13 protein-coding genes are annotated in these 13,156 nt (G+C 69.5%); 7 read left to right on the top strand and 6 right to left on the bottom strand.

Annotated elements, in window-relative coordinates; translation table 11 throughout:
* Window positions 1-17 precede the first annotated feature (17 nt).
* Genes ON19_RS17475 through ON19_RS17460 form a run of 4 tightly spaced genes read left to right on the top strand, consistent with a single transcriptional unit; the run spans window position 18 to window position 4,391 of the window.
* The gene (locus tag ON19_RS17475) at window positions 18-896 is read left to right on the top strand and encodes a metal-dependent hydrolase (protein ID WP_043693377.1); all 879 of its coding nucleotides are present in this window, start codon (window positions 18-20) and stop codon (window positions 894-896) included.
* Entirely contained in the window at window positions 893-1,963 is a 1,071-nt protein-coding gene (locus tag ON19_RS17470; protein WP_043693374.1) for a PDR/VanB family oxidoreductase, read from the top strand. Before ON19_RS17475 ends, ON19_RS17470 begins: the two co-directional genes overlap by 4 nt.
* Window positions 1,964-2,001: 38 nt before the next feature.
* Window positions 2,002-3,474 carry a flavin-containing monooxygenase gene (locus tag ON19_RS17465; protein ID WP_043693495.1) on the top strand — a complete coding sequence of 491 codons (1,473 nt, stop codon included), beginning with the start codon at window positions 2,002-2,004 and terminating at the stop codon, window positions 3,472-3,474.
* 5 nt (window positions 3,475-3,479) lie between these two features.
* Window positions 3,480-4,391, top strand: a complete 912-nt coding sequence (locus ON19_RS17460) for an SDR family oxidoreductase (RefSeq protein WP_227954704.1) — start codon at window positions 3,480-3,482, stop codon at window positions 4,389-4,391.
* A 15-nt stretch (window positions 4,392-4,406) separates the two neighbouring features.
* Here ON19_RS17460 and ON19_RS17455 read toward each other — a convergent pair whose 3' ends face one another.
* Window positions 4,407-5,090: a TetR/AcrR family transcriptional regulator gene (locus ON19_RS17455; RefSeq protein WP_043693371.1), complete on the bottom strand. Its 684-nt coding sequence runs from the start codon at window positions 5,088-5,090 to the stop codon at window positions 4,407-4,409.
* Window positions 5,091-5,238: 148 nt separating this feature from the next.
* Between ON19_RS17455 and ON19_RS17450 the strand changes: the two genes are divergently transcribed.
* Both ON19_RS17450 and ON19_RS17445 read left to right on the top strand, forming a co-directional pair.
* Entirely contained in the window at window positions 5,239-6,810 is a 1,572-nt protein-coding gene (locus tag ON19_RS17450) for a succinic semialdehyde dehydrogenase (protein ID WP_043693368.1), read from the top strand.
* A 33-nt stretch (window positions 6,811-6,843) separates the two neighbouring features.
* Window positions 6,844-7,674 carry an SDR family NAD(P)-dependent oxidoreductase gene (locus tag ON19_RS17445; protein ID WP_043693365.1) on the top strand — a complete coding sequence of 277 codons (831 nt, stop codon included), beginning with the start codon at window positions 6,844-6,846 and terminating at the stop codon, window positions 7,672-7,674.
* Window positions 7,675-7,734: 60 nt separating this feature from the next.
* On the opposite strand, the gene ON19_RS17440 is transcribed toward ON19_RS17445, so the two are convergent.
* Both ON19_RS17440 and ON19_RS17435 read right to left on the bottom strand, forming a co-directional pair.
* Window positions 7,735-8,538: a putative protein N(5)-glutamine methyltransferase gene (locus tag ON19_RS17440; RefSeq protein ID WP_043693363.1), complete on the bottom strand. Its 804-nt coding sequence runs from the start codon at window positions 8,536-8,538 to the stop codon at window positions 7,735-7,737.
* Window positions 8,539-8,636: 98 nt separating this feature from the next.
* A complete protein-coding gene (locus ON19_RS17435) occupies window positions 8,637-9,506 on the bottom strand; it encodes a YdcF family protein (protein ID WP_043693360.1) in 870 nt (289 codons plus the stop codon).
* Window positions 9,507-9,780: 274 nt separating this feature from the next.
* Between ON19_RS17435 and ON19_RS17430 the strand changes: the two genes are divergently transcribed.
* The gene (locus tag ON19_RS17430) at window positions 9,781-10,626 is read left to right on the top strand and encodes a bifunctional 5,10-methylenetetrahydrofolate dehydrogenase/5,10-methenyltetrahydrofolate cyclohydrolase (RefSeq protein WP_043693489.1); all 846 of its coding nucleotides are present in this window, start codon (window positions 9,781-9,783) and stop codon (window positions 10,624-10,626) included.
* Between the two features lie 30 nt (window positions 10,627-10,656).
* Here ON19_RS17430 and ON19_RS39015 read toward each other — a convergent pair whose 3' ends face one another.
* The 3 genes from ON19_RS39015 to ON19_RS17415 form a co-directional block, all read right to left on the bottom strand.
* Window positions 10,657-11,403, bottom strand: a complete 747-nt coding sequence (locus tag ON19_RS39015) for a DUF8176 domain-containing protein (protein WP_051169002.1) — start codon at window positions 11,401-11,403, stop codon at window positions 10,657-10,659.
* A gap of 231 nt (window positions 11,404-11,634) precedes the next feature.
* Entirely contained in the window at window positions 11,635-12,204 is a 570-nt protein-coding gene (locus ON19_RS17420; RefSeq protein WP_157229747.1) for a nucleotidyltransferase domain-containing protein, read from the bottom strand.
* Between the two features lie 133 nt (window positions 12,205-12,337).
* Window positions 12,338-13,090: a L,D-transpeptidase gene (locus ON19_RS17415; protein WP_043693357.1), complete on the bottom strand. Its 753-nt coding sequence runs from the start codon at window positions 13,088-13,090 to the stop codon at window positions 12,338-12,340.
* Window positions 13,091-13,156: the final 66 nt, after the last annotated feature.

Genomic DNA, 13,156 nt, shown 5'->3' with positions numbered 1-13,156 from the left:
ACTACGAGGGGTGCGAGATGGGCTCTGCCGCCGTATACGCCGACCAGACTCACGCCATCACCGCGCGAGCCGTGGAGTTCGACTTCGCCACGGTGCCGATGCACTACATCCCCGGTGAGGCGATGGCCACCCACATCATCAACGTGATGCACCTGGTGCTGCCCGAAGGCGAGCGCGCGATGGCGCAGGCGCTGGCCGAAGCGCTACCGCTGATCGAGGACGAGCGGCTACGCGAGGAAGTCCGCGGCTTCATCGGCCAGGAATCCATGCACGCCAGTTCGCACGAGAAGGCGCGCGAGCAACTGGAGCGGCTCGGCCTCGACGTCGGCCCGATGGTCGACCGGGTGACCTGGCTGGTCGACCGGGTCCTCGGCGATCACGGCCTGAGCGGGCGGGCCAAGCGGGAGTGGCTGTGCGAGCGGCTGGCGCTGTTCGCGGGCATGGAGCACTACACCGCGGTGATCGGCGAGTGGCTGCTGACCAACGACAAGCTCGAAGCCAAGGGCATGCATCCGGCGATGCTCGACCTGATCCGCTGGCACGGGGCCGAGGAGGTCGAGCACCGCAGCGTCGTCTACGACGCGTACATGCACGTCGACGGCGGATACGCCCGCAAGGCGAGGCAGGCGCTCATCGCGAGCGCGGGCTTGCTCGTCCTGTTCGTCATCTCCGGCGGCTACCTGTTCCACAAGGACCCGTCGAAGCACAAGGGACGATTCTGGCCGCTCCAGCTGGCCAGCGCGTCGGTGCGCGGTGTGGTGCCGAGCTTCACCACGTTCCTCACCGAGATCCCGCGCTATCTGCGACCGGGCTTCCACCCCTCGCAGCTCGGCCCGATGGACAACGCGCTGCGCTACCTCGCGCAGTCGCCCGCGGCACGGGCGGCGAACAAGTGACCGCCGTCGGAGAGCGGTTCGAACCCGGCGCCGCGCTGCGGTTGATCGGCTCGGCGGCCGACGCCTACAAGCGCCTGTTCGTCGAAGGCGATGCCGCCCGGCTGCTTTCGCGACCCCGTCCGGTGCGGCGCAGCGGCTACGACTTCGAGGTGATCATCGACCGGATCGGGCAGGAGGCCGACGGGGTGGTCAGCTTGTGGCTGCGCCACCCGGAGGGTGGTGCGCTGCCCGCGTGGACGCCCGGCGCGCACCTGGACGTCTTCTTGCCCTCGGGTCGTCAGCGCCAATATTCGCTTACCAACGATCCCGCCGACCGTGGGTTCTATCGCATCGCCGTGCGCCTCATCGCCGACGGCGAGGGCGGCTCCGCGGAGATCCATCGGGAGCTGCGGGCGGGTGACCGGCTGGGCGTACGCGGTCCGCGCAACGCGTTCCCCTTCGTCGCGGCGCCGAGCTACCTGTTCGTCGCGGGCGGCATCGGGATCACCCCGATCCTGCCCATGGTCGCCGCGGCCGAGCGCGCCGGAGTGCCCTGGCGGTTGATGTACCTGGGCCGGGCCCGCTCGCGCATGCCTTTCCTGTACGACTTGGCCCGCTACACCGGCGGCGACGTGGTGGTGCGGCCGGACGACGAGTTCGGCGTACCCGACGCACGGATGATCTTCGAGCAGACGCCGCCCGGCGCGGCGGTATACGTCTGCGGGCCGCCGCCGCTGGCCGAGGCCGCGCGTGCGGTGCTCGCCCTGCACGAGCCGACGGCCTCGCTGCACACCGAGCGGTTCTCGCCGCTGCCCGTGCGGGACGGCGAGCCGTTCCGGATCAGGTTGCACCGCAGTGGGTTCGACGTGGAGGTCGCCGCCGACGAGTCCGCGCTCAGCGCGATCCGGCGAGTGCTGCCCGGCGTGGCCTATTCCTGTCAGCAGGGCTTCTGCGGCACCTGCAAGACGCGGGTGCTCGCGGGCGCGGTGGACCACCGGGACCGGTCGCTGCTCGAATCCGACCGCGCGGAGGCAATGCTGACCTGCGTCTCCCGGGCGCGTGGCGGCGAACTCGAATTGGATCTGTGAGCTCGGCGGGCAACGGCGCCCGCGGGTGGGAGGAAGACATGACCGAAGCTGCGGATCCGGAGCACGTGCCGATCGCTGTGATCGGTGCGGGCATAGCCGGTATCGGTTTGGCGGTATCGCTGCGCGAGGCGGGGATCGATGACTTCCTGCTGCTCGAGCGCGCGGATGATCTCGGTGGCACCTGGCGGGCGAACACCTATCCGGGCTGCGCCTGCGATGTGCCCTCGCACCTGTATTCGTATTCCTTCGCGCCCAATCCGAATTGGTCGCGCACCTACGGCACGCAGCGGGAGATTCTCGAGTATCTCCGGTCGGTGGCGGTGCGCAACGACGTGGTGCGGCACATGCGGTTCGGGGTCGAGTTGCTCGAGGCGCGCTGGGATGACGCGGCCACGCTGTGGCGGCTTCGCACCGGTCGCGGTGATCTGACCGCGGATGTGCTCGTTTCCGCCGTCGGGCCGTTCAGCGAGGCCCAGATCCCGCGGGTACCGGGCGCGGAGACCTTCGCGGGGACGCAATTCCATTCGCTGCACTGGGATCACGAGCACGATCTCACCGGGGAGCGCGTCGCGGTGATCGGAACGGGCGCCTCCGCCGTGCAGTTCATTCCCGAGATCCAGCCGGTGGTCGGCACGTTGACGGTGTTCCAGCGTTCGGCGCCCTGGATCGTGTCGCGGCTGGATCGCCGCACGCTGTCCGCCGAACGCGCGCTGCTGCGCCGGATGCCCGTGCTCGGCAAAGCGATCCGTGGTCTGTACTACACCGGAATCGAAGGGTTCGGCCTGGTCGGCTTCGTGGACAAGCGGTTCCGGCATCCGTACGAGGCGCTCGGGAGGTTGCAGCTGCTACGCCAGGTGCGCGATCCGGCGCTGCGCCGCAAACTCACCCCCGACTACGTGATCGGGTGCAAGCGAGCGATCTTCTCCGACGCCTACTATCCGGCTCTGACCCGACCGAACGTCGAGGTCGTGACCGAAGGCATCCGGGAGATCCGGGCCCGGTCCATCGTCACCGCCGACGGTGCCGAACATTCGGTGGACACGATCATCTGGGGCACCGGATTCGGTGTGCCGCCCGCGGTTTTCGACCGGGTGCACGGACTGGGCGGGCAGTCGATCGGCGACCGGTACCGCGAGCGGCCGAGCAGCTATCTCGGCACGACCATGGCGGGCTTCCCGAACTTCTTCTGCACCCTCGGACCGTTCGGTGCGGCGGGCAATCAGTCCGCGATCTATATGATCGAGGCACAGGTGCGCTATATCGTCGATGCCGTGACCACCATGCGTGCGCAGAACATCCAGCGGATCGATGTGCGCGAGGAGGTGCAGCGCGCCTTTCTCGATGAGGTGACCGAGCGCAGCCGCGACACCGCCTGGCTGACCGGCGGTTGCCGCAGCTACTACCAGACGGCCGACGGCGGCAACGCGGGCCTGTACCCGGACTGGAGTTTCGAGTACCGGCGGCGCACAAGCCGATTCGATCCGGAGTCCTACCGGCTGCGGGCGGGGTGAGCGCCGTGGTCGTCGACCTGCTGCGTCAGCTGCTGTCCCCGCCCGCCGAGAACCGGCTGGACGTCCGCGATCGGGTGGTGATGATCACCGGCGCGGGCACCGGCATCGGCCGGGCGCTCGCCGAAAAGCTCTATGCCTCGGGCGCTTCGGTGGCGCTCATCGATATCGATGAAGCCGCCGCCGCGGGGGTCGGGCGTTCCATGGGCGACCGCGCGCTGGTCGTGCGCGCGGACGTCTCCGATCGGATAGGGATGCGCGAAGCCGTCTCTCGGGTACGCCGGCGGTTCGGCCGGATCGATGTCGTCGTAGCCAATGCGGGAGTGGTGCCCCAGCCGGCGACGATCCGGACGATGAACCCGGGTGACTTCGATCGGGTCATCGGGATCAACGTGACCGGGGTGTTCAACACCGTGCACCCGGCCCTGGACGACATCGTCGCCGCCAAGGGGCACGTCGTGGTGGTCTCCTCCGCCGCGGCGTTCGCGCCCGGCATGGGCGGTTCGCCCTACATGGTGAGCAAAGCCGCGGTCGAGCAGTTCGGGCGGGCGCTGCGGGTCGAGCTGGCCGCGGTCGGGGCCACCGCGGGTGTGGCGTACTTCGGCATCGTCGACACCGCCATGACGCACGGCACCCTCGACGAGGACGAGCTGGGCGCCGACCTGGGCGCGTTGCTGCCGTGGCCGCTCAACGTGCGCATCACCGTGCGCGACGCGGCGGAATCCATCGCCGACGGCATCGCCCGCCGCGCGCCGCGCACCATCGCGCCGCCGCAGTGGGAGCCCTACGCGCTGTTGCGCGGCGTGATCAACGTGGTGCTGGACAGCAGGCTGGCGCGCGACCCGCGCGTGCACGACCTGATCCACCGGGTGGAGCAGCGCGTCATCGACAGCAACCCCGTCACCCCGATACCGCGCTGACGCAGGCGGGCCGGTCTACGGCTCGGCGGGGAAGATCGTGGGCAGCGTCAACGCGTACTCCAGATCCGCCCGCGTGCCGAGCGTGGTGAGCAGCACCCGGATCATCGTCAGGCGAGCCGCCGCGACGGTTTCCGCGTCCGGTTCGGCGCCGGGCGCGGTGCCCGCGGAGATCCGGTAGACCACGTACTCGCACAGGTGCAGCGCGGCGTCCAGATCGAGCGGGCTCGGTACCGGGCGGCCCAACTCGGTGAACGTCTCGCGCACCAGGGCGCGGATGTCGTCGAGCGCGCGCTCCCGGTACGCCGACACCGGCGAGCCGGGATCGTGCAGCTCGGCGAACAGCGGCCGCAGCATGGGGCCGTGCCCGCGCGCCCAGTCCAGGTAGGCGTCGATCAGCCGGATGCCCAGCTCGACCGGCTCGTCGGTGCCGGTCAGCGCCGTGCGGATGCCGCCGACCAACCCCTCGTTGGAGACGTCGAGCACCGCCAGCAGCGGTTCGTGCGCGTTACCGAAGTAGCGGTAGAAGGTCGGCCGGGCCAAGCCCGCCTGCTCGATGATCTGCGCGACGCTCAGGCCCCGGGATCCGGTGCGGGTGAACACTTCCGCGGTCGCGAGCACGATCCGGGCGCGGACCTCTTCGGCCTGCTCCTGTGTCTGCGGCGGCCTTCCGCGCCGCGCGGTCGTGGACTCAGCCGACATCGTGCCGCCTCACAACGCGGCCCCCGGGATTTCTGTGCGCCACGACGAACAGCTTGACACGAGGTGTGACATGAACATTAATCTAACACCACTGTTCATTTAATGAGGCGCGCCTGCGGCGTAGCCCACGTCCTCGAGAGGACCGCCCATGACGACCACCTCGCAGCCGGTTACCGCCGACGCGCTGCCCTCGTCGCTGGTGCAGCCGTTGCTCGCGCACGCCGTCGCCGGCGGCGCCCCCGCTGTCGAGGTGTTCGCTCCCGCGACCGGCGCGAAGATCGCCGACCTGCCGCAGTCCTCCACCGAGGACATCGAGACCGCGTTCGCCACCGCGCGGCAGGCGCAGCGCGAGTGGGCGCGGCGTCCGGTCCGGGAGCGGGTCGCGGTGCTGCGCAGGTTCCACGACATCGTGCTGGCCGAGCAGGACGCCATCCTCGACATCGTGCAGACCGAGACGGGCAAGGCGCGGGCGCACGCCTTCGACGAGGTCGGCGACGTGGCCGTGAACGCCAGGTACTACGCCTCGGTGGCCGCCCGGCTGCTGGCCACACGCAAACCGCGCGGCGTGCTTCCCGTGCTCACCCAGGTCGACGTGCGGCACCGGCCCAAGGGTGTGGTCGCGGTGATCTCGCCGTGGAACTACCCGCTGGCCCTCGCCGCCTCCGATGCGCTGCCCGCCCTGGTCGCCGGCAACGCGGTGGTGGCACGCCCGGACAACCAGACCGCGCTCACCGCGTTGTGGGCCATCGACGCCGCCGTGCGCGCCGGATTGCCGCGCGGCCTCTGGCAGGCGGTGCTGGGCCGGGGCTCGGTGATCGGTGGCGAGCTGATCGCCCGCGCCGACTACGTCGACTACACCGGCTCCAGCGCGACCGGACGGACCATCGCCCAGCAGGCGGGTGAGCGGCTGATCGGATACTCGCTCGAACTCGGCGGCAAGAATCCGCTGCTGGTGCTCGCCGACGCGGACGTGTCGCGCGCGGCCAAGATCGCCATCCGGGCCTGCTTCGCCTCGGCCGGGCAGTTGTGCGAGTCGATGGAGCGGATCTACGTGCACGACAGCGTCTACGACCGCTTCGTCGCCGAGTTCGTCGGGCACGTCGAAGCCATCCGGCTCGGCGGCGGTCTGGACTACGACAGCGACATGGGATCGCTGACCTTCCAGCGCCAGCTCGACACGGTGACAGCGCACGTGAACGACGCGGTGGCCAAGGGCGCCACCGTGCTCGCGGGCGGCCGCGCGCGCCCGGATCTCGGACCGTATTTCTACGAGCCGACCGTGCTGGCCGGAGTGCGGCCGGGGATGACGGTCCACCGGGAGGAAACCTTCGGCCCCGTGGTCTCGATCTACCGCGTGAGCAGTGACGACGAAGCCGTCGAACAGGCCAACGACACCGCCTACGGCCTCAACGCCAGCGTCTGGACCAAGGACACCAGCCGCGGCCGCGCGGTGGCGGCGCGGATCGACGCGGGCTCGGTGAACGTCAACGAGGGCTTCATCGCCGCGTGGGGCAGCGCGGACGCGCCGTCGGGCGGGCTGGGCATCTCCGGCACCGGACGCAGGCACGGTCCCGAGGGCCTGCTCAAGTACATCGACACCCAGACCATCGCGGTGCAGCGGATGCTGCCGATCGCGCCGCTGCCCGGTATGTCCGAAGCGGTATGGGCCAAGACGATGACGCTGTACTTCGGCGTCATGAAAACGCTTCGGCAGAAGTAACTCCCACGACTCACGGATCAGGAAGCAGTACGGATGAAACTGGACACGGTTGCGGGCAAGAGGGTTCTGGTCACGGGAGCCGCGATGGGCCTGGGCAAATTGTTCGCCGAGCGCGCGGTACAAGAAGGCGCCGACGCGGTGGTGCTGTGGGACATCAACGAGGCCGCTCTGAAGGACACCGCCGCCGAGCTGACCGGCCGCGGCAGCGCCGTTCATCACCATGTGGTCGACGTGGCCTCGCCCGAGGCGATCACGGAGGCGGCGGCATCCGTTCGTGAGCAGGTCGGCGGTATCGACGTCCTGGTCAACAACGCGGGCATCGTGCGCGGCAACAGCTACTTCTGGGAGACCGGCGACCGCGCCGACATCGACAAGACGATGGCGATCAACTCGCTCGCCCCGATGTACGTCACGCTGGAGTTCCTGCCCGCCATGGTCGCGGGCACGACCGAGGCGCGGGTGCTGACCATCGCGTCCTCGGCGGGTCTGGTGTCCAACCCGCGCATGAGCGTCTACGCCGCGTCCAAGTGGGCGGCGCTGGGCTGGTCGGACTCGGTACGTATCGAACTGGAGCAAGCCGGCCACGATCACGTCACGATCACCACGGTCTGCCCGACCTACATCAACACCGGAATGTTCGAGGGCGCCAAGGGATTCCTGTTCACCCCGATCCTGGAACAGCACAAGGTGGTCGACACCTCGTGGCGCGAGATGAAGAACGGCACGCCGCTGGTCGTGCTGCCGTGGACCTCGCGCCTGAACAAGGCGCTCTCCGGCCTGCTGCCGATCAAGCTGCGCGACCTGTTCCTCGATACGGTCGGCGTCTACCACTCGATGGACCAGTTCACCGGCCGCGAGAAGTAGCAGGGTCCGATCGGGTCTCGGTCGCCCCACGATCGAGGCCGAGCGGGCGGCGCGCCGTCGTCAACGGGGGCGGCTGCCGATGACCACGGTGGCGTAGTGCTCTTCCGATTCCGCGACCAGTCCGTCGAGGCCGTGCTCGGCCAGAACCGCGAGGGCGAGCGGCGCCTGATTCTCGCTGGACTCCACGAGCAGATGCCCGCCGGGGGACAGCCAGTCGGCGGCTTCCGCCGCGACCCGGCGGAAGACGTCCAGCCCGTCCGGGCCGCCGTCGAGGGCGGTGCGCGGTTCGTGGTCGCGGGCCTCCGGCGGCATCCGCGCGATCATCTCCGACGGGACGTACGGCGTGTTGCAGAGCAGGACGTCGATGCAGCCGCGCAACTCCTCCGGCAGAGGCTCGAAGAGATCCCCTTCGTAGACCGGTGCGCCCAGCGGCGTGAGGTTCTTGCGAGCGCATTCGACCGCGACCGGATCGATGTCGGAGGCCGCCAGCGTGACCGGACGGCCCTCGGCGGCCGCGCTCGTGGCCGCCGCGAGGCCGAGCGCTCCGGAGCCGCAGCACAGGTCGACCACCACCGGATGCCCGGCCCCGGCGTGGATCAACTCGACCGCGCGGTCGACGAGGAACGCGGTGCGCTGTCTCGGCACGAAAACGCCGGGAGACACCAAGACCCGCACCCCGCGGAATTCCGCCCAGCCGAGCAGGTGCTCCAGCGGGCTGCCGGTGACGCGCTGGGCGACGAGCGAGTCGAGCGCCACACCGGTCTCCGCGGCGGCTTCCGTGAGCAGCCGAGCCTCGTCCTCGGCGAACACGCAGCCCGCCGCCCGGAGTCTGGCCACCACGTCGCTACTACCGGCTGACGTCACCCGGCCATCCTGCCGCGCGCACAGCCGATCCCGCCAACCGTTTTCCCAGGGCGATCGGGACCGGTGGCCGTGGCCGCGCGTCCCGATCGCCCGGCAGGTCAGCGTGCCGTGCTGAGCTGGAATGTGCGGGTGGCATCGAGATAGATGCCGCGTTGCGCCGGCCTACCGGGCGGCGGCAGTTGTGAGACCAGTTGTTCGAGCGAGGTCGTCGCGCCGACGACCCTGGTGCCCGCGACGATGAAATCCGCGACGGCACGGCGGATGTGGTTGGGCGAGGTGACCACGATCGCGCTCGTCGCACCGACATCGCGCAGCAGCCTGGTGCTGAACAGGGCGTTCTGCACCGTCGAGCCCGCGCGGCTCTCCACGTGGATGCGCGTCGGCGGCACGCCGTGGCCGACCAGCCAGTGGCGCATCGCCTCGGCCTCGGAGATGCCGTTCTGCGGATTCCCGCCGGTGACGACGATCGGCGACAGTGGCGCGACGATCGACTGCAACCACGCCGCGGTGAGCCGGTTCACCAGTTCCGGGCGCAGCGCCCCGTCCGGCAGCAAGCCGTAGCCGAGCACGACGATGCCGGTCTGCGGTCCCGCCAGCGCGGGCAGTGGATTCGGCAGGGTGCCCACCGCGGCGCGGATGGCGCCGAGCACGTTGTCGGTGCCCTGCGCGAGGTCCGGATCCACCACGTGCAGCCGTGCCATGGCGTCCAGGAGCCCGGGCAGGTCACCGGCGTAGTCGGACCAGATCGCCTGCAGGGCGAGCGCTTCGGCGTCCCCGGGATCGGCGCCGATCAGGTTGCGCAGGTCGGCGCGGCCCGCGGCGTCGTCGCCGTTGGCGAAGTGGTGCTGGGCGGAGTTGTACAGGGTGTTCGTGTCCGGTACGGCGTGCGCGGGGACACCGGCCAGACCGGTGAGCGAGAACGCGGCGAACGACGCCGCGACGAGAAGTTTCCAATGCCTCGAGATCATCACTACAGTCGTCACCTTTCCGCTGAGGAACGGGTTGGCACGTGCTAGCAGTTAGCTGGGGGCAAGCACGGATTACGATACGGGCGAATTAGCCCGCTATCCGGCAATTTGCGCACGGAGTGGTTCGATGTCGTCGCAGAAGGCCGTACGGCCTGCATCCGGTCAGGAGACGGCTTCGCCCGTACGGGTCCGCCGCATGATTGCCATATATTTGCGCGACTCGATGCGGGCGGCGGAGGAAGTCGTCCGGCCGCGCCCGATAGGCTGTGTCAACGTGGATACCGTTTCGCTGTCCGGCAAGGAACTCGCCGCCGCCGTCAACGCCGATACCAAGGCCCGCGCCGCCGCGCTCACCGACCGCGGCACCACCCCGCGCCTCGCCCTGATCGTGGCGAACGACGACCCGGCGAGCGCCTGGTACGTCAACTCGCTCCGCAAGGCGGCCGAACGCCTCGGAATCGCTTGCGACACAGTCGATCTCGGGCCGGAAGCCGGTGTGGCGCAGATTCGTGCCGAGCTGACCGCGCGCGGTGCGGACGCCGCGACCGACGCGATCATGCTGCAGACCCCCCTTCCGGCGGGTGTCACGCTCGACGACGTGAGTTCGGCGATCGTCGCGTCCAAGGACGTCGACGGCGTGAGTCCGCTGTCGCTGGGCCTGCTCGCGGCCGGGCTGGACGGTTTCGTTCCGGCCACCTCCGAGGCCGTGGTCGAGCTGCTCGAGCACCACGAGATCCCGCTCGCGGGCCGCCACGTGGCGGTCGTCGGCCGCTCGAACGTCGTCGGGAAGCCGCTGGCTCAGCTACTGCTGGCGAAGGACGCGACCGTCACGGTGTGCCATTCCCGCACCGCTGACCTGGCTGCCGTCACCGCCGCCGCAGACGTGGTCGTCGCCGCGGCGGGCCGCATCGGACTGATCTCCGGCAAGCACGTCCGCGAGGGCGCGGTGGTCATCGACGTCGGCACCAACGAGGCCCCCGACGGCAAGATCGTCGGCGATGTGGACGCGGACTCGGTGCGCGGCAAGGCCGCCGGACTCAGTCCCGTCCCCGGCGGCGTGGGCCCGGTCACCACAGCTTTGCTCATGCGTCACGTCGTCATCGCGGCCGAATCTCGCTGAGCGAGCGCTCTTCGCGCGCGCGGAGTCTTCTCACGCGCGCGCGATGGCGCTGATCAGGGTGCGGTCGCCGTCTTTGGTGGTGGTGACGAGCTGCGGGTTGTAGGTGACCGGTTGCTGCCCGGGGCGATGTTCGGTGACGACCACGATGTATTGGCCCGCGAACGCTCCGGGCGTGATCGCCACGCAGTGGGTGGTGCCCGCCGGGATGGTGTCGATACCGCGCTGGATGGCGTCGGCCGTCTGGACGGCGGCATCGGCGGTGGTCGTGGAGCGCACCTGCTCGCCGGACCGGGTCACGTAATAGGCGTGTTGGAAGGCGAAGATCACCGCGGGCCCGGAATCGAACCCTCCTACGCCGCTGCCCTGGATCCGGTTGCCGACCCGCTCGGCGGGGCACTGGGCGACCGGCGCCGCAGGGGCGGTGACCAGCGCGGACGGCGCCGGTGCGGTGGCCTGCGGGTCGGAGCCGCCGCTCCCGAACTGCATGTAGGCCGCGAAGCCCAGCGCGGCGACACCGAGCGTGCCGAGCACGGGTACCGCCCACCGCCGTCTCGCACGAGGCGCGGGGGAGCGGTCGATGAGACCCGTGAATTCATCCTCGTACCGGTCCGGATCGGGCTCCGGTGTCGGCACGGGAGCAGGCAGCGGCGCACCGGCGGGCGCTTGATCCATCCACGCGGACCACTCGCCGCGATACTCCTCGCCCGCCGCGGGCGCTTGTCCCGGCCCCCCGGCACCGTACGGATTTCCGCGATCATAGCCGGGTCGCGCACTCATCTCCGGTCGATCCATTGCCCCGCCCTTCATCAGGTCCCCGTCAGGTTATCCCCATCGCCACGATGCGGGAACGCCCTGCCACCTTCACAATTGAGCCGTCACGCACCCCGGAGGATACTGCCCGACACCCACATGGCTACTGGTTCGCCGCTGTTGCCGTGGCGGCAGCAGGCAGCGCCTCATCGCGCGTGAGTGGCTTCCCAGAGCTTTGCGGGCGCGTCGAGATCGGTATCACCGCAACAGAGTCAGCCATTCGTGCTGCGGATAGTGGTCGGACACATACGTCCGGATCGTGGCGCGCTGGGTGGCGTTCAGCTTCGGCCAGCTCCGCTCGAGATCCGCGCGGTCCTTCGGTCTGGCCTGCTTGACCTTGAAGATCAGAACGAACTCGGGACGAAGGTACCGGACGCCGTCGTCGGCGATCCAGGTCACCTCGTCGAGCGGTGCGATCATGGAACGATCGCGCCGGTTGACCCACGCCCCGTCCTGGCCGGGATTGAGCAGGAGATCGATCAGCCACGGTGACCGCGCGTCGGCCCGCAGCCAGACCTGATCGGCGCTGTCGGCCACGTCGGGGAAGCGGTCGTCGACGGGGCGGATGCCGTCGGGTCCCGCGGACCAGATGTGCAGGCGGCCCCGGGCGGCGGTGCGCAGGGCGGGCAGATCGGTGCGGAACATCGCGACGTCGATATCGCTGTGTTCCCGCCGGGTTCCGGTGAATGCGTCGATCGCCCAGCCCCCGGCGACCCACCATGGGGCTGCGATGTCGGCGAGGATCTCGCCGACATCGGTCGGCGTCACCAATGCCCAAGATCCCCAAACATTTTGGAACTCCGCCTCGGCCGCGTCACGCGGCGGTGAAATCGGAAATTCGCGCACGCAGTGGGCCTCCCATCGGATACGTCTGCCGACGCTACCCGGAGGAGGGTGGCACTCACCAGTGCGTGACGACCGGGTCGCCGATGCCGATCGTGTGATAGACCCATTCGGCGTCGTCGGGGGCGAGGTTGATGCAGCCGTGGCTGACGTTCGCGTAACCTTGCTGGTCCACCGACCACGGGGCCGAGTGGATGAAAACGCCGCCCCACGTGAGGCGTTCGGCGAACTCGCCGTTGATGATGTAGCCCTCCGGCGAGTTCAGCGGAATGCCGATGGTGCGGGAGTCGAACACGATCGAGCGGAACTTCTCCAGCACCGGCCAGGTGCCGGTCGGCGTTTCGTACCCCGGCTTGCCCATGGAGGCGGGCATGGTCCGGACGACCGTGCCGCCCACGGTGACCGTGAACGTATGCGCCGACATGTCAGCGTCACCGAAAACACCTGCGTTGGTTCGGAATTCCGTGCGAGTTCCGGCGACCGAGACGAGGATGGCGGCGTCGGCGGGCAGGAACCCGCTCGGCGTCCATACCACTTCGCGATCGTCGGTCCACGCGAAAGTGCCCGGCAGTGGCCGGGTAGTTCTGATATCGATGGACTGTTCCGTCTGTGCGCGATCCGTGACAGGCGCGGCGAACCGAATGGTCACGGGATGAGCCACGCCCACCACCTGGCCGTTCGCGGGTCCGATCGCCGCCACCGGAGATATCGATGGCTTTCCGATCATCGTCGCTGCCGCCGCGCCCGACCAGAACGCGGCCAGTGCCACGATCACGGTCGCGAGGAACAGGTACCGAATGGCGCTCCTCATGGCGTCCACCCCTTCGAGATGGTGTGGTAGGCAAGGAACATCTTAGGCCCACATGATCAACTCGGC

This window comes from Nocardia abscessus NBRC 100374 (genome assembly GCF_000308455.1).
Classification (GTDB): Bacteria; Actinomycetota; Actinomycetes; order Mycobacteriales; family Mycobacteriaceae; genus Nocardia; species Nocardia abscessus.
This window is presented reverse-complemented; position numbering and strand designations above follow the sequence as displayed.

Bases quoted from the DNA above. Each gene is read 5' to 3' on its own strand.
- ON19_RS17475 (WP_043693377.1), top strand. From the start codon at position 18: ATGGGCTCTGCCGCCGTATACGCCGACCAGACTCACGCCATCACCGCG.
- ON19_RS17465 (WP_043693495.1), top strand. From the start codon at position 2,002: ATGACCGAAGCTGCGGATCCGGAGCACGTGCCGATCGCTGTGATCGGT.
- ON19_RS17455 (WP_043693371.1), bottom strand. From the start codon at position 5,090: ATGTCGGCTGAGTCCACGACCGCGCGGCGCGGAAGGCCGCCGCAGACA.
- ON19_RS17450 (WP_043693368.1), top strand. From the start codon at position 5,239: ATGACGACCACCTCGCAGCCGGTTACCGCCGACGCGCTGCCCTCGTCG.
- ON19_RS17445 (WP_043693365.1), top strand. From the start codon at position 6,844: ATGAAACTGGACACGGTTGCGGGCAAGAGGGTTCTGGTCACGGGAGCC.
- ON19_RS17435 (WP_043693360.1), bottom strand. From the start codon at position 9,506: ATGATCTCGAGGCATTGGAAACTTCTCGTCGCGGCGTCGTTCGCCGCG.
- ON19_RS39015 (WP_051169002.1), bottom strand. From the start codon at position 11,403: ATGAGTGCGCGACCCGGCTATGATCGCGGAAATCCGTACGGTGCCGGG.
- ON19_RS17415 (WP_043693357.1), bottom strand. From the start codon at position 13,090: ATGAGGAGCGCCATTCGGTACCTGTTCCTCGCGACCGTGATCGTGGCA.